Raw genomic sequence first — 21,893 nt, 5'->3', positions numbered from 1 at the left:
CATGTTCAAGAAGATTCTTGTTGCCAATCGCGGCGAAATCGCGCTGCGCATCCAGCGCGCCTGCCATGAGCTGGGCGTGAAGGCGGTGATGGTCTACTCCGAGGCCGACCGCGACGCCAAGTACGTCAAGCTGGCGGAAGAAGCGGTGTGCATCGGCCCCGCCCCGTCCCCGCTGTCCTACCTCAACATGCCGGCCATCATCTCGGCCGCCGAAGTGACCGACGCCGAAGCCATCCACCCCGGCTACGGCTTCCTGTCCGAGAACGCGGACTTCGCCGAGCGCGTGGAAAAGAGCGGGTTCCAGTTCATCGGCCCCACGCCCGAGTCCATCCGCATCATGGGCGACAAGGTCTCGGCCAAGCAGGCCATGATCCGCGCGGGCGTGCCCTGCGTGCCCGGCTCCGAGGGCGAGCTGCCCGATGACCCGGTGCAGATCCGCCGCATTGCCAAGGCCGTGGGCTACCCCGTGATCATCAAGGCCGCCGGCGGCGGCGGTGGCCGCGGCATGCGCGTGGTGCACACCGAAGCCGCCCTGGTCAATGCCGTGCAGATGACCAAGGCCGAAGCGGGCGCCGCCTTCGGCAATCCTGCGGTGTACATGGAGAAGTTCCTCCAGAACCCGCGCCACATCGAGATCCAGATCCTGGCCGACAAGCACCGCAACGCGGTCTACCTGGGCGAGCGGGACTGCTCCATGCAGCGCCGCCACCAGAAGGTCATCGAAGAGGCGCCGGCACCCGGCATCCCCCGCAAGCTGATCGAAAAGATCGGCGAGCGCTGCGTGGCGGCCTGCAAGAAGATCGGCTACCGCGGCGCGGGCACGTTCGAGTTCCTGTACGAGAACGGCGAGTTCTACTTCATCGAGATGAACACGCGCGTGCAGGTCGAGCACCCCGTGACCGAGTGGATCACCGGCGTGGACATCGTGAAGACGCAGATCATGGTCGCCGCGGGCGAGAAGCTGCCGTTCACCCAGCGCCAGATCGAGATCCGGGGCCATGCCATCGAGTGCCGGATCAATGCGGAAGACCCCTACAAGTTCATCCCCTCGCCCGGGCGCATCACCACCTGGCACCCACCGGGCGGCCCCGGCGTGCGCGTGGATTCACATGCGTACACCAACTACTTCGTGCCGCCCAACTACGACTCGATGATCGGCAAGATCATCGTGCACGGCGACACGCGCGAGCAGGCCCTGGCCCGCATGCGCACGGCGCTGAACGAGACCGTGATCGAAGGCATCAACACCAACGTGCCGCTGCACCGCGAGCTGATGGTGGACGCCAAGTTCATGGCCGGCGGCACCAACATCCACTATCTGGAAGAGTGGCTGTCGCAGCACAAGCGCTGAGATTGCGGCTGCGCACGGTCATTCGCATGCTGGCTCCTGGCGACGGGTGCCAGCATTTCATTTTTTCTGAGAGGCGCCTATGTTTGAGCTGAGCCTGATGTGCCCCGAGGACCGGATCGAAGCGGTCAGCGATGCCCTGGATGCACTGGATGCACTGAGCGTGTCGGTGGAGGATGCCGATGCGCAGACCGATGCCGAACAGGCCCTGTTCGGCGAGCCTGGCATGCCGCCGCCCAAGGATGGCTGGCAGCGCAGCCGGGTGACGGCGCTCTTCCCCTCCGAAGGGGCTGCGCGCGATGCGCAGCAGCTGCTGGCCGTGCAGGACTTCTTTGCCGGCTGCCAGGTCCTGGGTGTGTCCCAGGTGGCCGACCAGGACTGGGTGCGCCTGACGCAATCGCAGTTCGCACCCGTGGACATCACCCCGGACTTCTGGATCGTTCCCACCTGGCATGAACTGCCGGCGCAGGCGAAGCGCAGCATCCGGCTGGACCCGGGCCTGGCCTTCGGCACCGGCACCCATCCCACGACACGCATGTGCCTGCGCTGGATTGCCCGCAACGGTGCCACCGAGTCGTCCATGGGCAATCCGCTGGGCCGGGTTCTGGACTATGGCTGCGGCTCCGGCATCCTGGCGATTGGCGCGGCGAAGTTTGGCGCCACGGACATTGATGCGGTGGATATCGATCCTGCCGCCGTGGAATCCACGGCGCTGAACGCGCAAGCCAATGAGGTGCAGCTGCATGCCGGCCTGCCCGACAAGGCCCGGGGCGCATACCAGACCGTGCTGGCGAACATACTTGCCACCCCCTTGCGGGTGCTCGCGCCCCTCCTGTGCGGGCATGTGATGCCGGGCGGGCACCTGGTGCTGGCGGGCATCCTGGAGCGCCAGGCCGATGAGCTGAAAGAAGCCTATGCACCCTGGATTCGGCTCGAGGTGGCTGACCTGGAGGACGGCTGGATCCTGATGACCGCACGGCGCGACGAGGCGGCGTAGGCAGAGCCACACGCCCGGCGGGGTTGCGTGCGCCGCTATCTACAATCCATCGCTGATGAGCCAGATCACTCGCTGCCCGTCCTGTCTTACCTCCTTCAAGGTGGTGGCAGACCAATTGCGCATCTCCGAAGGATGGGTGCGCTGCGGCCAATGCAAAGAGGTTTTCGATGCGTCGGCGCATCTGCTGCCAGCGGCCCCTCCCGCGCTTTTGCCGGATGTGTCCTTGACCGACGTGCGTCCGCCGCCGGTGCCCGTGGCGCGCAGGGCGGATGCCGAGCGCGCATGGGGCGAGCCTTTCTCTCCACCGACTGCTTCACCGTCTCCGGCGGTGTCGCCGGCAAGCGGGCCCGCGCAGGCCGCGCTTCCGCAATTGCCCGCGACCCCTGTCCTGGATGTCCCTCAGCCGGCGGTGCCTGCCTTTCTTGCCGCGGCAAGCGGGGAGGTGGCTGACGGCGAGGACGCCCGCATGGAGCGCCTGACGCGATTTGCGTGGCGTCCGGAAGATTCTTCGTCGCCTGGCAGTCCCGATGGCGCGGCACCGGCTCCGGTGCCGCCTCCCGCCGCCGTGGTCTCGGATCCCTTGCCCGCCGCACGGCCGGATGTGGCCGTTGAGTCCGTGCCGGGCGGGTATGAATTGCCGTACGCCGCGTTGCGAGACCCCGAGGAGGAGCCTGAACCGGTTTCGCCAGCGGCCCTGACCGACATGGGCTATCCAGCGCTCGAGTTGCCTGTGAAACCGGCGGCCGCCTCCGCGCCGGAGGAGGACGGTGGCGTCGAGGTGGCACCCGCCGCGCCGGAGGGCGCCGCAGGGCCCCTGCCGCCAGTGGAGTTTGTGCGGGAGTCCGTGGTGCCCGGGCCGGAGGCCTTGGCGCTCGTGGAGGACCGTTCTCCCGCAGCCGTCTTGCTGGCGCCCTCGCGCAATTCGCCCCGGGACGCGCCAGACCTGGATGACGACGAAGACGAGGGAGTGGATGCCGGGCAGGAGGTCAGCTTTGTCGTCGCGGCGCGGCGAAAGGCGTTCTGGCGCAAGCCGATGGTGCGCGTGGGGCTTGCCCTCGTGCTGTTGTTGTCGGTCGCGGCGCTCGCGCTGCAGGTCGCCATTCAGGAGCGTGACCGCGTGGCGGCGATGGATCCGCGCACAAGGCCATGGTTGATGGCGTTGTGCGTTCCGTTGCAATGCCAGATTGCGCCGCAACGCCAGATTGCGGATGTGGTCATCGACAGCTCCTCCTTCAACAAGGCCCGGGGTGACAGCTATCAGCTGGCCCTGGCCATGAAGAGCAAGGCCTCGATACCCCTGGCCATGCCCGCCGTGGAGCTGACCCTGACGGACGCGCAGGACCAGCCCGTTCTCCGGCGTGTCCTGCTGCCGGCCGATCTGGGGGCTCCGATGGAGCTGCCGGCGCGCGGTGAATGGAGCGCCTCGGTGTCGGTGATCGTGACCACTGGCGGGGCGCGTGTGGCCGGCTATCGGCTGCTGGCGTTCTATCCCTGATACTGATTTCTACCAACCTACTTTTCTGATATGGCTGCCCTTATTTGCGGTTCCCTGGCATTCGACACCATCATGACCTTCGAGGGCCGCTTCGCCGAGCAGATACTGCCGGACCAGCTGCACATCCTGAATGTCTCTTTCCTGGTGCCTTCGTTGCGCCGTGATTTCGGGGGGTGCGCGGGCAACATCGCGTACAGCCTCAAGCTGCTGGGCGGGGAACCATTGCCCATGGCGACATTGGGAAGCGACGGCGCGGACTACTTGCAGCGGCTGCGAACGCTGGGCATCAGCACCGAATTTGTGCGGCAAGTGGACGACAGCTTCACGGCCCAGGCCATGATCATGAACGACCGTGACAACAACCAGATCACGGCTTTCCATCCCGGGGCGATGCAGCAGGCGCACATCACGCGCGTTGCCGCGCGCGGAGACATCCGCCTTGGCATCGTCGCACCCGACGGGCGTGAGGCGATGCTGCAGCATGCAGAGCAATTCAAGGCGGCGGATATTCCCTTTGTGTTCGATCCTGGCCAGGGCCTGCCCATGTTCGACGGCAAGGAGCTTGCGCATTTCGTGGATCTTGCCAGCTGGGTGGTGGTCAACGACTACGAAGGGAAAATGCTCTCGCAGCGCACGGGCTGGAGCCTGGCCGACATCTCCCGGCGCGTGCGCGGGCTGGTCGTGACCCTGGCTGCGGAAGGCTGCGAAGTCTGGATTGACGGCGAGCGCGAGCATGTGCCGGCCGCGAAGCCGGCCGCCGTGGTCGAGCCCACGGGTTGTGGCGATGCCTGGCGTGGCGCACTGTTGTTCGGCCTGGAAAAGGGCTGGCCGTTGGCCCGCTGCGCCGAATTGGGCAACCGGGTCGGGGCCCTCAAGATTGCGCAGCGCGGCCCGCAGAACTACACGCTGGATTTCACCCCCGCGTGAGGGGGCGGTGCCTGCGGGGCAGGCGGGTGGGGGCGGCTTCGGTTCGAGGTGCCGCTTTGCCCGAAGCGCGTGTCTCGGCAGGCATAAAAAAACCCGGTGCAACGGCACCGGGTTGAGCGCGTAATACGTGCTGATTACGGCTTGTTGCCCGTAGGGAAGGGCCAGGCTGCCTGAGGGTTCAGGGTAGTCTGTGCTGCAGGAGCGGCCGCAGGGGCAGGCGCCTTGGGGGCCTTCTTGGCCGGTGCAGCTTTCTTCGCGGGGGCGGCCTTGGCGGGTGCAGCCTTCTTTGCTGCTGCTGCCTTCTTGGCGGGAGCGGCCTTCTTGGCTGGTGCTGCTGCCTTCTTGGCAGGCGCAGCCTTCTTCGCTGCTACTGCCTTCTTGGCGGGAGCGGCCTTCTTGGCTGGTGCTGCTGCCTTCTTGGCGGGCGCAGCCTTCTTCGCTGCTACTGCCTTCTTGGCGGGAGCGGCCTTCTTGGCTGGCGCTGCTGCCTTCTTGGCAGGTGCAGCCTTCTTCGCTGCTACTGCCTTCTTGGCGGGAGCGGCCTTCTTGGCCGGTGCAGCCTTCTTTGCCGCTACGGGCTTTGCCGATGCGGCCTTTTTCGCTGGGGCTGCCTTCTTGGCGGCCGTTTTTTTCGCAGTTGCCATCATGTTCTCCTTGGGTCAATTTGCAAAGAGCACTTCGTGTCTGCAGTGGACACGAAGCGATCCATGGCGATGGAGAAAACCCCCATCGCCATGAACACGGGAACGCCCCGCACGGCAACGCTCTGCGGCGCTGTCTGTGTGGGGCGTGGTGTAAAAATCCATGGTGGTGTGATGCGAAAGGCGCTAGTCCCAGGACAGCGCACCACCGGACTGGTATTCAATAACCCGGGTCTCGAAGAAGTTGCGTTCCTTCTTGAGGTCAATCATCTCGCTCATCCACGGGAACGGGTTCTCTTCGTTGGGGAACAGCGTTTCCAGTCCGATCTGCGTGGCACGGCGATTGGCGATGTAGCGCAGGTAGCCCTTGAACATGGACGCGTTCATGCCCAGCACGCCGCGGGGCATGGTGTCTTCGGCGTAGCGGTATTCCAGCTCGACCGCCTTGAGGAACAGCGCCTTGATCTCGGCCTTGAATTCGGCGGTCCAGAGGTGCGGGTTCTCGAGCTTGAGCTGGTTGATCAGGTCGATGCCGAAGTTGCAGTGCATCGACTCGTCGCGCAGGATGTACTGGTATTGCTCGGCAGCGCCAGTCATCTTGTTTTGCCGGCCCAGTGCCAGGATCTGCGTGAAGCCGACATAGAAGAACAGGCCTTCCATCAGGCAGGCGAAAACGATCAGCGACTTGAGCAGCGTCTGGTCGTTTTCGGGGGTGCCGGTGTGGAAGTTGGGGTCCATGATCGCTTCGATGAAAGGGATCAGGAACTGGTCCTTGTCACGGATCGACTGGACTTCGTTGTAGGCGTTGAAGATCTCGGACTCGTCCAGTCCGAGCGACTCCACGATGTACTGGTAGGCGTGCGTGTGGATGGCTTCTTCAAAGGCCTGGCGCAGCAGGAACTGGCGGCACTCGGGCGCCGTGATGTGGCGGTAGGTGCCCAGCACGATGTTGTTGGCGGCCAGCGAGTCGGCGGTCACGAAGAAGCCGAGATTGCGCTTGATGATGCGGCGCTCGTCATCGGTCAGGCCGTTCGGGTCCTTCCACAATGCGATGTCGCGCGTCATGTTCACTTCCTGCGGCATCCAGTGGTTGGCGCAGGTGGCGAGGTACTTTTCCCAAGCCCACTTGTACTTGAACGGGACCAGCTGGTTGACGTCGGTCTGGCCGTTGATGATGCGCTTGTCGGCGGCATTGACGCGCCGATGCACTGCAGTGGACTCCGCCACTTGCGGGCCGGCCGCGGCCGTTGCGGCCGCAGCAACGGGTTGCAGCGAGGGGGACTGAAAAGACAGAGGCGGTTGCCCCGCCGGGCGGTTGTTTTGCAGACCGCCGTCCAGTTGATTTTGCGATGAGGGCTTGACTTCTTCGTCCCAGGTCAACATAGATTTTCCAGTGTTCGGATTATGAAAGCAGTGCTGCGAAAAGAAAAGCACTGAAGCGTTGTGTGGCAACGATTTGTTGCTTCACAGCACATGCGCAACGCCTCGGATGTGTCGAGGCGTTGCGCGCGAAGTCCTTATTGGCAGGCTTCGCAGGTTGGATCGTCGATTGCGCAGAACTTGATGTCCGTGGCGGGCAGCGCGGCGGCCTGCGCGGCGGCCGCTGCCGCGGCGGCTTCCAGCGCGCTGGGCTTGGCCTGCGGGGACGCGGAGGCCTGTGGCGCACCGCCGTCGTTGCCGGACGAAACCGCGTTGAGCTGGCGCGTGTTCACGGTGCTCATCTCGACGTGCGTGGCGCTCTGCGTGCGCAGGTAGTAGGTGGTCTTCAGACCGCGCACCCAGGCCAGCTTGTAGGTGTCGTCAAGCTTCTTGCCCGATGCGCCAGCCATGTAGATGTTCAGGCTCTGCGCCTGGTCGATCCATTTCTGGCGGCGCGATGCGGCCTCCACCAGCCAGTGGGGCTCCACCTCGAAGGCGGTCGAATACAGCGCCTTGATGTCTGGCGGCACGCGATCGATGGGGTGCAGGGAACCCTTGAAATGCTTGAGATCCATGATCATCACGTCATCCCACAGTCCCAGGCGCTTGAGGTCGCGCACCAGGCCGCCGTTGATGACGGTGAATTCGCCCGACAGGTTGGACTTCACGGACAGGTTGCCGAACGAGGGCTCGATCGATGCATCCACGCCGATGATGTTGGAGATGGTCGCGGTGGGCGCGATGGCCACGCAATTCGAGTTGCGCATGCCGTCCTGTGCGATCTTCTTGCGCAGGGCGTCCCAGTCCAGGGTGGAAGAGCGGTCCACTTCCACATACCCGCCCCGGGCATCCGACAGCATGTCCAGCGTGTCGAACGGGAGGATGCCGCGGTCCCACAGCGAGCCCTTGTAGCTGGAGTACTGGCCGCGTTCCCGTGCCAGTTCGGTGGAGGCCCAGTAGGCGTAGTAGCAGATGGCTTCCATCGACTTGTCGGCGAACTCCACGGCCTCTTGCGACGCGTAGGGAATGCGCAGCTCATACAGGCTGTCCTGGAACGCCATCACCCCCAGGCCCACCGGGCGATGGCGCAGGTTGGAGTCGCGCGCCTTCTTGACGGCGTAGTAGTTGATGTCGATCACGTTGTCGAGCATGCGCATGGCGACCTTGATGGTCCTCTTGAGCTTGTCGTGGTCGATCTGGCCGTCCTTCAGATGCTGCAGCAGGTTGACCGAGCCGAGGTTGCACACGGCGGTCTCGGTGTCGCTGGTGTTCAGCGTGATCTCGGTGCACAGGTTGGACGAGTGCACCACGCCGGCGTGCTGCTGGGGCGAGCGCACGTTGCAGGCGTCCTTGAACGTGATCCAGGGGTGGCCGGTCTCGAACAGCATGGTCAGCATCTTGCGCCACATGTCGGTGGCCTGCACCGTCTTGGAAGGCTTGATCTCGCCGCGCGCGGCCTTTTCCTCGTAGGCCACGTAGGCTTTCTCGAAGTCGGCGCCGAAGAGGTCGTGCAGGTCGGGCACGTTGGAAGGGGAGAACAGGGTCCAGGTGCCCTTTTCCATCACGCGGCGCATGAACAGGTCGGGAATCCAGTTCGCCGTGTTCATGTCGTGCGTGCGGCGGCGGTCGTCGCCCGTGTTCTTGCGCAGCTCCAGGAATTCTTCGATGTCGAGGTGCCAGGATTCCAGGTAGGTGCAGACAGCGCCCTTGCGCTTGCCGCCCTGGTTCACGGCCACGGCCGTGTCGTTGACGACCTTGAGGAAAGGCACCACGCCCTGCGATTCGCCGTTGGTGCCCTTGATGTGGCTGCCCAGCGCGCGCACCCGGGTCCAGTCGTTGCCCAGGCCGCCCGCGAACTTGGACAGCAGGGCGTTTTCCTTGATCGACTCGTAGATGCCGTCCAGGTCGTCGGGCACCGTGGTCAGGTAGCACGAAGACAGCTGCGAGCGCAGCGTGCCGCTGTTGAACAGCGTGGGCGTGCTGGACATGAAGTCGAACGACGAGAGCACTTCATAGAACTCGATGGCGCGGGCTTCGCGGTCGACTTCGTTGAGGGCCAGGCCCATGGCCACGCGCATGAAGAAAGCCTGGGGCAACTCGATGCGCGTCTTTTTGACGTGCAGGAAGTAACGGTCGTACAGGGTCTGCAGTCCGAGGTAGTCGAACTTCAGGTCGCGGTCCGCCTGCAGGGCGGCGCCCAGGCGCTGCAGGTCATATTGCAGCAGGCGCTCGTCCAGCAGCTCGTTTTCCACGCCCTTCTTGATGAATTCGGGGAAGTAGTCGATATAGGCTTGTCCCATCGCGCCCTGGGTCACCTCGCGGCCCAGGACTTCGCGCACGATCGTGTGCAGCAGCAGGCGGGCGGTGGCGTAGGTGTAGTCGGGGTCTTTTTCGATGAGCGTGCGTGCCGCCAGGATGGAGGCCTTGTAGACCTCGTCCATGGGAACGCCGTCGTACAGGTTGCGCATGGTTTCGGCAACGATGGGGTCTGCGCTGACGTCCGCGCCAAGATTCACGCAGGCCGACTCGATCAATGCCTGCAGCCGGTGGAGGTCGAGCGCAACGCGTTCTCCGCCGTCCAGCACGTGGAGCAGCGGAGCGGGGGCGGACGGAGCCTGCTGCTCGACCTGGCGTGCACGCTCCTGGGTGCGGCGTTCGCGGTACAGCACGTAGGCGCGGGCAATCTCATGGTGGCCGCCACGCATCAGTCCGAGTTCCACCTGGTCCTGCACATCTTCAATATGAAAGGTGCCGCCTCCGGGGCGCGACCGCACCAGGGCTCGGGTGACATTCTGGGTCAGGGTGTCCACGACTTCGCGCACGCTGGCGGACGCGGCGCCTTGTGTGCCATGCACCGCCAGGAAGGCCTTCATCATCGCCACCGCGATCTTTTGCGGCTCAAACGGCACCACCGCCCCGTTGCGGCGGATGATCTGGTAGTGCGCCAGCGAGTTGGCCGCCGAGGTGGGCGCGGGCTGCGAAGCCGGAGCTTGCGCTGGGTTGGCGTGGGTGGTGGAAGGCGTAGTCAAAGCAGCTTGCATGGGTGTCCTCTTCTGTGGGCTGTCTGGGATGTGTGGCGCGGGGCGTGAAGCCGTCGCAAGGTGTGAGTGATGGGCCGGACTTCTGTCTGCCGCACACTATATATGGTGTGTCAGGTGCATTCAAGACACTACCGGTAGTGTACCGCCCCAAACCCCTGGGAAAAGGGAAACAGCATGTTTTCAATGCTGCGAGTTCTTGCGATGACCCCGCTGGAATCCCTTGTCCCACCGAAAAAGCAGCAGCGAATCCGCGCCGCGGTGGGCGATTCGGGCGGTTTTTCTTCGCGAAGCCGCGTGGAGCTTGGCGATGCGGCTTTGTGCGGTTGCACAAAGAAAAAGTTGCTGTGACGCGGCGCTGCGACAGCGCGTTCAGCTGGCGGCCAGGATGGCGGGCCGGGTCGCCGCGGGAAAACGGTGCGGAGGCCAGCGCAACGACTTTTGTACCTTCACCCAGTCGAAGCCAGGGCCGGGATCCTGCTTGCGCCCGGGCGCTATGTGCTCATGTCCCGCAATGTGCGCGATGGGATAGCGCCGCGCGATGTCCTGGCAGAGAGTGGCCAGCGTCCGGTACTGGGCGGGTTCGAACGCCAGGCCCTCCAGGCCCTCCAGCTCGATGCCGATCGAGTCGTCATTGCACTGGCTGCGCCCGCGGTAGGCCGACTGGCCTGCGTGCCAGGCCCGCAGATCGCAATCCACGAACTGCCAGAGCGCACCGGTGCGCTCGATGAAGAAATGCGACGACACCGCCAGTCCGCGGATGCTCTGGTAGTAGGGATGGGCATCCCAGTCCAGGGTGTTGGTGAACAGCTGTTGCACTGCACCCCCCCCGTACTCGCCCGGCGGCAGGCTGATGGAATGCACCACGATCAGGTCGATGGCGGACCTGGCCGCTGCCGGGCGCGTGCCATGGTTGGGGGATAGGAGCCTCGTGGCCGCGCGGTGCCATCCGCCGTCCCACGGCGGTGGGTCCGCCGGCGCTGCCTCCTCAGCCCACGTCGTCATGCGGGTCCTGGTCGTTGGGCACGGCGATGTTCAGCCGGGCGATCCTGTAGCGTATCTGGCGCAGGCTGATGCCCAGCCGGGCGGCGGTGGCGGTCCGGTTGAAGCCCGCCTCGCGCAGGGCGCGGATCAGGATGTCGCGCTCCTGCTGGTCAAGCCATGCCTGAAGATCGCTGGGCAGCGTCACCAGGCTGCCCGCGCCGGGCGGCGGCGCGGCCGGGTAGGCGCTCTGCGGGTCGGCGGGGGACGGCATCGCGGGCGCCGGCGCCGCCCGTGTCCTCGGGGACTCGGCGGCCCCCCCCGAGGGCCCGTCCACATGCAGCTCTTCCCCATCGCTGAGCGCCACGGCCCGGTGCAGCAGGTTTTCAAGCTCCCGGACATTGCCGGTCAGCGGGTGCGCGGCGATGGCGTGGAGCGCGCTGTCGGTCAGGGGCGGGACCGGCATGCCCGATTCCTGCGCGATGCGCGAGAGCAGCGCGGCGCACAGCACCGGCAGGTCCTCGCGCCGCTCGCGCAGAGGGGGGATCAGGATCTCGATCACGTTGAGCCGGTAGTACAGATCCTGCCGGAAGCGGCCCGATTGCACATCGGCGGCCAGGTCGCGGTGCGTGGCGCTGACGATGCGCACATCCACCGTCTCCTCCTGCGTCGAGCCCAGGGGCCGCACGCTGCGCTCCTGGATCGCACGCAGCAATTTGGACTGCATGGCCAGGGGCAGGTCGCCGATCTCGTCGAGAAACAGCGTGCCGCCACGGGCTGCCTGAAAGTAGCCGTCGCGATCCTGGGCGGCGCCGGTGTAGGAGCCCTTGCGGGCGCCGAAGAACTCCGCCTCGAGCAGGTTCTCGGGAATGGCACCACAGTTCACGGCCACCAGCGGGCCATCCGCGCGCTGGCTGCTGGCATGCAGGGCCTGCGCCACCAGTTCCTTGCCCGTGCCTGATTCACCGTGAATCAGCACGGGCGCCATGCCGCGCGCGACCTTGGCCACCCGCTGCTTGACGTTGCGGATCGCCTCGGAGGTGCCCACCAGCCGGTCCAGGGCGGTGCCCGCTGCCAGGGGATCCGCGCCGGCCGGCGCCGGCCGGCCTTGCACTCCACCGCTGCGCGCGGCCCGGGGCGCGGGGACACCACCCGTGCCCTGCACCGCGGAGGCGACAACCGACCGGAACTGCTTGAGGTCCACCGGCTTGGTCATGTAGTCGAACGCGCCGGAGCGCAGGGCTTCCACGGCGTTCTCGGCCGACCCGTAGGCCGTCATGACCACGCAGCGTTCGCGGCGTTGCTGGTCGCGCAGGTCCTGCAGCAGTTCCATGCCGAACCCGTCGGGCAGGCGCATGTCGGTGATGACGGCATCGAACCGGTGGGCCTTGAGCTGCTCGCGTGCCTCCTGCACGCTGGACGCAGTCTCCACACGATAGCCTTCGCGCAGCAGCGTCAGCTCGTACAAGGTGCGCAGGTCGGGTTCGTCGTCCACGACGAGGATGGAGGCGGCAGGGGCGTTCATGGCAATGCGTTTCAGACCACGATGGTGTCAAACAGCGTGGCGGCTTCGGTGGGGCGTGTGGTGCGGCGAAAGCCCACGGTGAAGGCGTTGCCTCCCACCTCGCCCCGCAGGGTGGTGCGGGTAAGCCGCTGGTAGCTGATGGACGCCCCATGGCGCTGGCACAGCTCGCGGCAAATATACAGGCCCAGGCCGCTGGAGCGGCTTTCGGATGAAAAGAAGGGCTCGAACAGGTGGCGCTCCACCGATTTGTCCATGGGGGCGCCGTCGCTCCAGACTTGCAGGCTGATCTGTCCCGACGGCAGGGCCCGGGTGGTCACCGTGAGCGAATCGGGCTCCTGGCCCATGTAGCGCAGCGCATTGTCCAGCAGGTTCACGAGCACGCGGCGCAGATGCTCCGTGTCGAACTCCACCTGGGTATTGCCCGCTTCGAGCATCACCACCGCGCGGCGCTGCAGGGGGTCCTGCGCCTGCCAGTCATTCCAGACCAGCGCCACGGTTTCGTCCAGCGGCAAGGTGGATGCCGGCGCGTGGCTGATCTGGTGCTGCACGCGGGCGATGTCCAGAACCTCTTCGGCGATGCGGGCCAGGCGGTCCGCATTCTGCTGCACCATGCGCGCCAGGCGTTTCTGGGCGGGGTCGTGCAGGTCTTCCTCGAGCAGGGCGTTGGCCTGCACGATGGCGGCCAGCGGGTTGCGGATCTCATGCGCCACGGCGGCGGACATGCGGCCCATGGCGGCGAGCTTTTCCGTGCGCAGCCGGGCTTCCATCTCCCGCAGGTCGTGCAGGAACATCACGCACAGGCGCTCGGTCTGCGCCTGGCGCGCGGCTTCGCGCGTCGAGGTCAGCCAGGTGCGCACATGCAGTCCGGTGGGGCTCTGTCCCGGATGGAGCAGGTCCACGTCCGCGGTCTGGGAGTGTTCCTGGCGGAAAGTCCTCCGTGCCAGGGTGACCAGCGGGTTCCAGGGCGTCTCGGACGACAGGATGAAGGGCAGTTCGGGCAGGGCCGCGCCGCCGAGAAGCTGGAGCCCGGCGGGATTGGCAATGCGCACCACATCGCTTTCGTCCACCACCAGCACCCCGTCGGTGAGGTTCTGGATGACCAGCGCGCTGACCTGGGTCTGCACCCGGGCGGCGACCTGGCTTTGCTGCGCCACTTCCTGCTCGCGGGCCAGGCGGGTCGCGAGCTGGTGCACGAGGTAGCTCACGATGAAGTAGCCCGTGCCAGTCAGCGCGCTTTGCAGGTAGCGCGGCGCATCGTCGCCCGCCGTGCCGGAGCCCATCCACCAGGCCCAGCCCAGCAGCAGCAGCGTCACGCCCGCCGTGGTGCCCAGTGCCAGGGTCAGGGTCCCCAGCACGGCCGCCATCAGGATGGGCAGGCCAAACAGGGGGGTGTAGTTCATGGTGCCCGCATGCAGCAATTGCAGCGCGGCGATGGCGGCAAGGTCCACCCCGATGGAGGGCAGCCATTGCGGGCCGGCCCCCGGCGACGGCGGGCGGTGCCTTGCCAGGATGCGCAGCAAGGTGGTGGCCGCGAGATACAGCGCACACACCACCAGCACGGCCGGCTCCGTGGCCTGGTTGATGGCCTGGCCCGCACCTTGCAGCACGAGGAGAGCCAGAGCCACCATGACGCGGCCGGTCAGGAATCCCCGCCACAGCCGCACGAACGGCGCCTCGACCACGGATGTGAAGGTGCTGGCGGACAGCGCTGGCATGGCCGGTCTCAGGCCGGGCCCAAGCGCCGGTGCTCGGCGCAGCAGTAGGCCTGGGGGCCGACCATCAGCGCTTCGGCCTGGGGAACGTGAACGCCGCAGTGGGCACAGGCAAGCATGTCTTGCGGAAGCGCCAGGGGCGGGGGTCTGGAAGACTCCGCGCCGGTCGCGCGGCGTCCGCGCCAGATACCGATGGCAACGACCAGCACCACCAGCAAGACCAGGTATTTCATGCGTTGCGGCCCAGAACGACTTCCATGACAAAGCGGGATCCCACGTAGGCCAGCAGCAGCAACGCCGAGCCTGCGTACAGCACGCGCACCGCATTGCGGCCCCGCCACCCGAAGCGCGCACGCCCCACCAGGAGGGTGGCGAACGTGAGCCAGGACAGCAGGGAGAACACGGCCTTGTGGTCCCACCGCCAGGCCCTTCCATACAGCGTGTCGCCAAACAGCCAGCCCGCCAGCAGGGTCGCGGTCAGCAGGATGAAGCCCGCGGTCACGAAGCGAAAGGTCAGGCGTTCGAGGGTCAGCAACGGAATGCCGCTGTGCGGGTCTTCGGCCTGCCGGATATGGCGCTCGGCGCGGGTCATGAGCCATGCATGCACCACGGCGGCGCCAAAGAGGCCGTAGCAGGCGATGCCCAGCGCCAGGTGCAGGGGCAGCCAGGCGGAGGCCGCGACATGCAGGGGCTGGCCCGGGAAAACCAAGGCCAGCACCACGGCGATGGCGCCGAGCGCGGCCAGGATCCACCGGGCCTGCATCTGCGGAAACAGCTGCCGTTCCACCGCATACACCGTGAGCACGAGCCAGGCTGTCATCGACAGGGCCGGGGCAAAGCCAAAGCGGGGCGCCTCGCCCCAAAGCCCCCACACCAGCACCGCGCCATGCAGTATCCAGGCGACCAGCAGCGCATTGCGTGCTGCCGCGGCCCCCAGCCGCGAGGCGGCTGCGGCGGGCACGGCGTATGCCACGGCCGCGGCCAGGGCCAGCAGCCAGCTGACGGGGGAAGCACTGGGTAAAATCATGGGTACAGTTTAGCCTTTCGCCCCACCGCCAGCGCCCTGGCGGGCCCGCGTGCACAACGACAGCGTTGATGGCGCGCAGGCAATACCGGAACTTCTCCTATGGCCTCCGCCCTTACCGACAAACTCACGCGCCTCGTCAAGGAGATGCGTGGCCAGGCCCGCATCACCGAGTCCAACGTCACGGACATGCTGCGCGAGGTGCGCATGGCCCTGCTCGAGGCCGACGTGGCCCTGCCCGTGGTGCGCGACTTCATCGCGCGCGTCAAGGAAAAGGCACTGGGCCAGGAGGTGCTGGGCTCGCTCAAGCCGGGCCAGACGCTGGTGAGCATCGTCAACCGCGAACTCGCCGCCACCATGGGCGAAGGCGTGGCCGACATCAACCTGGCTGCGCAGCCGCCGGCCGTGATCCTGATGGCCGGCCTGCAGGGGGCGGGCAAGACCACCACCACGGCCAAGCTGGCCAAGCACCTGATCGAAAAACGCAAGAAGAAGGTGCTCACCGTCTCGGGCGACGTGTACCGCCCGGCGGCCATCGAACAGCTCAAGACGGTGACGAAGCAGGCCGGTGCCGAGTGGTTCCCGAGCACGCCGGACCAGAAGCCGCTCGATATCGCGCACGCCGCGCTCGACTACGCCAAGAAGCACTACTTCGATGTGCTGCTGGTCGATACCGCGGGCCGCCTGGCCATCGATGAAGCCCTGATGACGGAAATCAAGGACCTGCATGCGGCGCTGAACCCGGTCGAGACCCTGTTCGTGGTCGATGCCATGCAGGGCCAGGATGCGATCAACACGGCCAAGGCCTTCAAGGAGGCGCTGCCGCTCACCGGCATCGTGCTCACCAAGCTCGATGGCGATTCGCGCGGCGGTGCGGCGCTGTCGGTGCGGCAGATCACGGGCGCGCCGATCAAGTTCGCGGGCGTGTCCGAGAAGCTCGACGGCCTGGAGGTGTTCGATGCCGAGCGCCACGCGGGCCGCATCCTGGGCATGGGCGACATCGTGGCGCTGGTGGAGCAGGTCACGGCGGGCGTGGACATGGAGGCGGCGCAAAAGCTGGCGGCCAAGGTCAAGAGCGGTGACGGCTTCGACCTGAACGACTTTCTTTCCCAGATCCAGCAGATGAAGCAGATGGGCGGGCTTTCCAGCCTCATGGACAAGCTCCCGTCCCAGCTCACCGCCAAGGCCGGCGCCATGGACATGGACAAGGCCGAGAAGGACATCAAGCGCAAGGAGGGCATCATCCAGAGCATGACGCCGCTGGAGCGGCGCAAGCCCGACCTCATCAAGGCCACGCGCAAGAAACGCATCGCCAACGGCGCGGGCGTGCATGTGCAGGAAGTCAACCGCCTGCTCAAGGAGTTCGAGCAGATGCAGGGCATGATGAAGAAGATGAAGGGCGGCGGCCTGATGAAGATGATGAAGAAGATGGGCGGCATGAAGGGCCTGGGCGGGGGCGGCATGCCCAAGATGCCCTTCTGAGATAGAGGCATTTCGGCCTCTGGCGCTGATGGATAAAGCGCGAAAAGCTATAAAAAATATAGCAAAATAAAAAGCCGGCATGCATGCCGGCTTTTTTTGTGGGCGATGTGATCGCGAGGAGGCGGCGGACTAGGCTGCCTTCAGCATCGGCTGTGCCAGGCGGCTGGCATGCAGCCATGCGCGGCGCAGCACGGGGGGCGACCAGGACTCCTCGGGAATCAGCAGCAGGCGCTGTGCGCGCATCGCCTTGCCCAGCGCGATCTGGCTGGTGAGCACGGCCAGCGGAATCGCCAGCGCCAGGGGCAGGCCCACGGGCATCAGCCACAGGAGGGCGCTGCTGTCGATCAGCGCAACACCCAGCGCCAGCAGGCCGATCACCACGCTCATGGGGGCCAGCTGGCGCACGGCATGGAGCCAGGGCACGGCGTGGGCCTCGCGCGGAGGCGATTTCCATTCCAGCTTCAGGCCCGTGAGCGCGATCAGTACGAACAGCGAATGCGCCAGCATGCGGATGGGGGCCTGCAGGATGGCCAGCACGCTTTCGAGCGCGGCGCTCTTGAGCAGGCTGAAGGCGCCGCCGTACTCCTTTTGCTCGCGGCGCATGAACACTGCGGCCACGCCCAGGATGCGAGGCAGGAACAGCATGCACAGCGTCCATGCCCACAGCGAGAGCAGTTCGGCCGGCAGGATGTGCCAGTCGGCCACGAGCTTGGCGCCCGAGAGCCACAGCGCCGTGCCCAGGGTGAGGAAGGCCAGCCACAATGGAGCCGAGAGGTAGGCCATGGCGCCCGTGATGAACATCGAGCGGTGCACGGCGTGGAGGCCGGGCTCGGCCATGAGGCGAGCGTTCTGCAGGTTGCCCTGGCACCAGCGGCGGTCGCGTTGCAGTTCGGCCAGCAGGTCGGGAGGCTGTTGCTCGTAGCTGCCGACCAGGTCGGCCACCAGCCACACTTGGTAGCCCGCGCGGCGCATCAGGGCTGCTTCCACGAAATCGTGCGACATGATGCCGCCCGCCAGACCGCCCTTGCCCTTGATGGGCGCGAGTGCGCAATGCTCCATGAAAGGAGCTACGCGGATGATGGCGTTGTGGCCCCAGTAGTGGGATTCGCCCAGTTGCCAGTACTGCATGCCCAGGGTGAACAGGCGGCCTGTGACGCGCGAGGCGAACTGCTGTGCGCGGGCGTGCAGCGTGACGTGGCCGATGGCCTGCGTGGCTGTCTGGATGATGCCGGCGCCCGGGTTGGCTTCCATCAGCTTGGCCATCGAGACGATGCAGTCGCCGCTCATCACGCTGTCGGCGTCCAGCACCACCATGTAGCGGTAGTCCTTGCCCCAGCGGCGGCAGAAGTCGGCCACATTGCCGGCCTTGCGGTGCGTGCGGCGGGTGCGCAGGCGGTAGTACACCTGCACTTGCGGCTGCTGGCCGTGCTGGGCTAGGGCATCGCGCAGCGCCTTCCATGCGGCACGCTCGGCCTGGGCGATGGCGGGGTCGTAGCTGTCGGACAGCACGAACACGTCGAAGGTGGCACCGTGGCCGGTGGATGCGACCGACTCGCACGTGGCCCGCAGCCCGGCAAACACCGTGGCCACATCTTCGTTGCAGATCGGCATGATGATGGCCGTGCGCGCGTCGGGCGCCAGTTCGTGCTCCAGCACGCTGCGCACGGACAGCGCGTGCCGGTCACCGCGCAGCATCACCCAGAAACCCATCAGGCCGGTCAGGAAACCGGTGACCACCCAGGCGGAGAGCAGCGCAAACAGCGCGATCTGGCCGTACCCCAGCCAGGCGTTTTCATAGTCGGGCTGCACGCCCGCAAACAGAAAGCTGGCCAGGGCCGTGGTCAACGCGGTCAGCACGGCAAAGGTCCAGCGGCGGCGCTGCGCGGCGCCCTCCCAGGCCTGGGCCACGGCGGGGGCCGCGGGCAGGGCCGGGTGGGGCGCTGCGCTGCGGCCTGTCAGGCGCAGCAAAAGGGCGGTGCCCATGCTGTTCCAGAAGCCGCGCCAGGGAAGCGGTGCCATGGAGCCCCGGTTGACCGGGGGCGCGGTCACGGCATTGGGGTGCCGTTCCTCGCGCAGCGTGCTGCGCGGGATGCCGACAGTCCGGTGCTGCTGTAGGGGGCTTACTCGGGAAGAATGATGTGCGTCCATGTTTCACTCACAGCGTGGTTGTCGTGTTGAAGAAAAGCGCGCAGCTCGATCGGGCGATCGGCCTTTTGGCGCTGTACGCGAACGGTCATGCGCCACTGCTCGGTGGCGGGATTGCGGTAGACGATGTTTTCAAGCACCTTGCCGTTGGCATCGCTGGTCACCACGGCCTTCACGGTGGCGTCGGCGGGCAGGGCCTTGAGGGCGGGGCCGTCGAAATCGACCACGTACTGGGCCTGCTGGCGCAGGGCCTCGGCGGTTTGTTTGGTGTAGCCCATGCCCCGGCGCGATTGCGTGGCCCAGGCCCCGGGGGGGCGCTGCTGCTCGTCGCCCTGCCAGCTCAGCTCATAGGCAAATTCCAGGGGCTGGCCGGGGGCCGGCATCTGGGCCGGAACCCAATACGCCACGATGTTGTCGTGCGTTTCGTCGGGGGTGTGGAGCTGCACCAGTTCCACGCGGCCAGCGCCCCAGTCGTGCAGGGGGCGCACCCAGGCGCTGGGGCGGCGCTCATACCGGGCTTCCACGTCCTCATAGTTCGACCACTGGCGGTCGCGCTGCATCAGGCCAAAGCCCTTGGGGTTTTGGGTGGCAAACGATGTGACCAGTGTCTGCCTGGGGTTCTGCAGCGGCCGCCACAGCCATTCGCCCTCGCCCGTGGCGATCATCAGGCCGTCGGAGTCATGCACTTCGGGCCGGAAGTCGTCCTTGCGGGGCTGGTTCTCGCCAAAGAAGAACATGCTGGTCAGCGGCGCGACCCCGAGCGTGGCGATGGGCTTGCCGGAGCCGGGCCGCACAAAAATGCGGCTGCGCACGGTGGTGGTGGTCTGCGCGCCGGGCTGGATGTCGAAGCGGTAGGCGCCGGTGGCGCGGGGCGAATCCAGCAGCGCGTACACCGTGACCTGTGTGGACAAGGGGTCGGGCCGTACCAGCCAGAACTCGGTGAAGCGCGGGAACTCCTCGCCACTGCCGCCTACGGTGTCGATGGCCAGCCCCCGGGCCGACAGGCCGTACTGCTGGCCCTTGCCCAACGCGCGGAAGTAGCTCGCGCCCTGGAAGACCACCAGCTCATCCTTGTAAGCGCTGGAGTTGAGGTGGTTGTGCAGGCGAAAGCCTGCAAAGCCCAGGTCGCCCCAGGCCTCAGGCCGCACCTGGTTCTTGCCATAGTCGAAGTCCGCACGGCTGTAGCCGATGTGGCGCGCGCCCTGCGGCGTGACTTCGTTGATCAGCACCGGCTCTTTCTGGTACAGGCCCAGGTGGAAGAACATGGCCTCGAACGGCAGCTTCTCGGTGCGCCACAGGGCACGGTCGGGGCGCCAGCGGATGTCGCGCACCTGGTCGTAGTTGAGTTTTGCGAGGTCGGCGGGCAGCTTGTCGCTGGATGCGCGATACGGCTTCTGTGCCCGCTCCCGGGCGAGGCGGGTGACGCTGTCGAAATCGAAGCCTTGCGCCTGCGCAGTGCCTGCGAGCAGGGCGGCGGCCAGCGCCATCACGGCCCGCGGGAGGCGGCCGATGGCGCGTGAACGGAGAGAAAAAACAGCTTGCATGCTGGAACTAGGGCAAACCCTGTGCCAGCTTGAAAAAACTGTTCTAAATCAAATGCTTAGGCCATCAACTGCATGTAAGCAGATGTGCAACCCCGCCATGGGAGCCGAAATGCCGGCTTTTTGTCGCCATCTGGCGACAGCGAATGGGGTCGCTGCTAAAAAACCCAGATAAATCAAATACTTAGTCGTGTCGCCCATCGGCGACGTCGTCGTTGTCCGGGGCGTCATTCTTGAAGTTTCCGGGGGTCAGCGCGTGTTTTTGCAGCAGCCGGTAGAACTCCGTGCGGTTGCGCTGCGCCAGGCGCGCCGCATCGGCCACGTTGCCGTCCGTCATCTTGAGCAGGCCCACCAGGTACTCGCGCTCGAAGCGTTGCCGGGCTTCGGCAAAGCTCAGCACCTGGGTGGACGGCGTGCGCAGCGCGCGCTGCACCAGCGTCAGGGGCACCAGAGGGGTGGTGGACAGCGCGCACACCTGCTCGACAACGTTGTAGAGCTGGCGCACATTGCCGGGCCAGGCGGCCAGGGTCAGGGCCTTGAGCGCCTCGGGCGCAAAGCCCGACAGGCGCTTGTCGTACTTGCGCGCCAGCTTGTCCAGAAAGTGGTTGGCCAGCAGCGCGATGTCCTCGCGCCGGTCTGCGAGGGTGGGCAGCATCAGCGTGACCACGTTCAGGCGGTAGTACAGGTCTTCGCGGAACTGGGCCGTGGCCATCGCTGCCTCCAGGTCGCGGTGCGTGGCCGAGATGATGCGCACGTTGATCGGGATCGCCTGGCTGGCCCCCACGGGGCGCACCGCGCGCTCCTGCAGCACCCGCAGCAGCTTGACCTGCAGTGCGGGGGGCATGTCGCCGATCTCGTCCAGCAGCAAGGTGCCGCCTTCGGCGGCCTGGAACAGCCCCTTGTGGTTGCTCACCGCGTCGGTGAAGGCGCCCTTGACGTGGCCAAACAGTTCGGACTCCAGCAGGGCCTCGGGGATGGCGCCGCAGTTGACCGCCACAAAGGGGTGGCTCGCACGGGGGCTGGCGCGGTGGATGGCCTGGGCCAGCAGCTCCTTGCCCGAGCCGCTGTCGCCCAGCAACAGCACGCTCGCATCCGACTGGGCCACCATGTAGGCTTCGGCCAGCAGGTCGGTCATGCGGTTGGAGCGGCTCACGATCTCGGCGCGCCATGCCTCGTTGGCATGGGCATGTGCCACCGCAGGGGCGCTGAGCGCCAGGGCCTGGGCGATTTTCTCGAGCAGCTCCTTGCCGTCGTAGGGCTTGGTGAGGTAGGTGAACACCCCGCGCGACGTGGCTTCCACCGCATCGGGAATGGTGCCGTGGGCGGTGAGCAGGATGACCGGCAGCGAGGGGTGGCGTGCACGCACTTCGTCGAACAGCGCGAGTCCGTCGCGCCCTGGCAGGCGCACGTCGCTCAGCACGAGCTGGGGGCGCGCCATGTCGAGCTGGGCCAGCGCGGCCTCGGCCGAGCCCACGGCCACCACGTCGTATCCGGCGGCATGGAGCCGCAGGGACAGCAGCCGCAGCATGTCGGCGTCATCGTCCACCACAAGAATGCGGGCGGCGGGCGTTGCGCGGGAGGGGCGGGGAGTGGCTGCCATGGTCGTTGTCTCGCAAGC

At 66.4% G+C, this 21,893-nt stretch carries 17 protein-coding genes; 6 read left to right on the top strand and 11 right to left on the bottom strand.

Annotation, left to right across the window (positions count from 1 at the left end; translation table 11 throughout):
• Window position 1: 1 nt before the first annotated feature.
• The 4 genes from accC to AC07PV_RS16830 all read left to right on the top strand — a co-directional run bounded on the left by accC (window position 2) and on the right by AC07PV_RS16830 (window position 4,767).
• Window positions 2-1,351 (top strand): acetyl-CoA carboxylase biotin carboxylase subunit, encoded by a 1,350-nt coding sequence (gene accC, locus AC07PV_RS16845; protein WP_218296061.1) that lies wholly within the window; start codon window positions 2-4, stop codon window positions 1,349-1,351.
• A gap of 79 nt (window positions 1,352-1,430) precedes the next feature.
• Entirely contained in the window at window positions 1,431-2,345 is a 915-nt protein-coding gene (prmA, locus tag AC07PV_RS16840; RefSeq protein WP_218296060.1) for a 50S ribosomal protein L11 methyltransferase, read from the top strand.
• Window positions 2,346-2,400: 55 nt separating this feature from the next.
• Window positions 2,401-3,840, top strand: a complete 1,440-nt coding sequence (locus AC07PV_RS16835) for a zinc-ribbon and DUF3426 domain-containing protein (protein WP_494630845.1) — start codon at window positions 2,401-2,403, stop codon at window positions 3,838-3,840.
• A 30-nt stretch (window positions 3,841-3,870) separates the two neighbouring features.
• A complete protein-coding gene (locus AC07PV_RS16830; protein ID WP_218296058.1) occupies window positions 3,871-4,767 on the top strand; it encodes a carbohydrate kinase family protein in 897 nt (298 codons plus the stop codon).
• 134 nt (window positions 4,768-4,901) lie between these two features.
• On the opposite strand, the gene AC07PV_RS16825 is transcribed toward AC07PV_RS16830, so the two are convergent.
• The 3 genes from AC07PV_RS16825 to AC07PV_RS16815 all read right to left on the bottom strand — a co-directional run bounded on the left by AC07PV_RS16825 (window position 4,902) and on the right by AC07PV_RS16815 (window position 9,868).
• Window positions 4,902-5,411, bottom strand: coding sequence for a histone (locus tag AC07PV_RS16825; RefSeq protein ID WP_492255471.1), 510 nt, complete (start codon window positions 5,409-5,411; stop codon window positions 4,902-4,904).
• A gap of 183 nt (window positions 5,412-5,594) precedes the next feature.
• Window positions 5,595-6,791, bottom strand: coding sequence for a ribonucleotide-diphosphate reductase subunit beta (locus AC07PV_RS16820; RefSeq protein WP_218339686.1), 1,197 nt, complete (start codon window positions 6,789-6,791; stop codon window positions 5,595-5,597).
• Between the two features lie 134 nt (window positions 6,792-6,925).
• Window positions 6,926-9,868 carry a ribonucleoside-diphosphate reductase subunit alpha gene (locus AC07PV_RS16815; protein WP_494630844.1) on the bottom strand — a complete coding sequence of 981 codons (2,943 nt, stop codon included), beginning with the start codon at window positions 9,866-9,868 and terminating at the stop codon, window positions 6,926-6,928.
• A gap of 174 nt (window positions 9,869-10,042) precedes the next feature.
• On the opposite strand from AC07PV_RS16815, the gene AC07PV_RS16810 reads away from it, so the two are divergent.
• Window positions 10,043-10,216 (top strand): hypothetical protein, encoded by a 174-nt coding sequence (locus AC07PV_RS16810; protein ID WP_494630843.1) that lies wholly within the window; start codon window positions 10,043-10,045, stop codon window positions 10,214-10,216.
• Between the two features lie 21 nt (window positions 10,217-10,237).
• Here the strand turns inward: AC07PV_RS16810 and ampD are convergent, their stop codons facing one another.
• Genes ampD through AC07PV_RS16785 form a run of 5 tightly spaced genes read right to left on the bottom strand, consistent with a single transcriptional unit; the run spans window position 10,238 to window position 15,110 of the window.
• Window positions 10,238-10,870 (bottom strand): 1,6-anhydro-N-acetylmuramyl-L-alanine amidase AmpD, encoded by a 633-nt coding sequence (gene ampD, locus AC07PV_RS16805; RefSeq protein ID WP_494630841.1) that lies wholly within the window; start codon window positions 10,868-10,870, stop codon window positions 10,238-10,240.
• Window positions 10,854-12,371, bottom strand: a complete 1,518-nt coding sequence (locus AC07PV_RS16800; protein ID WP_369643325.1) for a sigma-54-dependent transcriptional regulator — start codon at window positions 12,369-12,371, stop codon at window positions 10,854-10,856. The genes ampD and AC07PV_RS16800 overlap by 17 nt, the downstream gene beginning before the upstream one ends.
• Window positions 12,372-12,382: 11 nt before the next feature.
• On the bottom strand, window positions 12,383-14,086 hold the full coding sequence (locus AC07PV_RS16795; RefSeq protein ID WP_492244559.1) for a two-component system sensor histidine kinase NtrB: 1,704 nt from the start codon (window positions 14,084-14,086) through the stop codon (window positions 12,383-12,385).
• 8 nt (window positions 14,087-14,094) lie between these two features.
• The gene (locus AC07PV_RS16790; protein ID WP_218339682.1) at window positions 14,095-14,316 is read right to left on the bottom strand and encodes a PP0621 family protein; all 222 of its coding nucleotides are present in this window, start codon (window positions 14,314-14,316) and stop codon (window positions 14,095-14,097) included.
• Window positions 14,313-15,110, bottom strand: coding sequence for a cytochrome C assembly family protein (locus AC07PV_RS16785; RefSeq protein ID WP_218339681.1), 798 nt, complete (start codon window positions 15,108-15,110; stop codon window positions 14,313-14,315). Before AC07PV_RS16785 ends, AC07PV_RS16790 begins: the two co-directional genes overlap by 4 nt.
• Window positions 15,111-15,209: 99 nt before the next feature.
• Between AC07PV_RS16785 and ffh the strand changes: the two genes are divergently transcribed.
• Window positions 15,210-16,589, top strand: a complete 1,380-nt coding sequence (ffh, locus tag AC07PV_RS16780; protein WP_494630840.1) for a signal recognition particle protein — start codon at window positions 15,210-15,212, stop codon at window positions 16,587-16,589.
• 129 nt (window positions 16,590-16,718) lie between these two features.
• Here the strand turns inward: ffh and mdoH are convergent, their stop codons facing one another.
• From mdoH to AC07PV_RS16765, 3 genes are all read right to left on the bottom strand, one after another.
• On the bottom strand, window positions 16,719-18,737 hold the full coding sequence (mdoH, locus tag AC07PV_RS16775; protein ID WP_494630839.1) for a glucans biosynthesis glucosyltransferase MdoH: 2,019 nt from the start codon (window positions 18,735-18,737) through the stop codon (window positions 16,719-16,721).
• Complete coding sequence (locus AC07PV_RS16770; RefSeq protein WP_494630943.1) at window positions 18,710-20,221, bottom strand: glucan biosynthesis protein G; 1,512 nt, start codon at window positions 20,219-20,221, stop codon at window positions 18,710-18,712. The genes mdoH and AC07PV_RS16770 overlap by 28 nt, the downstream gene beginning before the upstream one ends.
• A gap of 238 nt (window positions 20,222-20,459) precedes the next feature.
• Window positions 20,460-21,875 carry a sigma 54-interacting transcriptional regulator gene (locus AC07PV_RS16765; RefSeq protein ID WP_218296047.1) on the bottom strand — a complete coding sequence of 472 codons (1,416 nt, stop codon included), beginning with the start codon at window positions 21,873-21,875 and terminating at the stop codon, window positions 20,460-20,462.
• Window positions 21,876-21,893 lie beyond the last annotated feature (18 nt).

The sequence above is a fragment of the Acidovorax sp. GW821-FHT09A11 genome, from assembly GCF_059418365.1.
The sequence above is the reverse complement of the archived record's forward strand: the minus strand, read 5'-3'. Positions and strand labels throughout refer to the sequence as shown.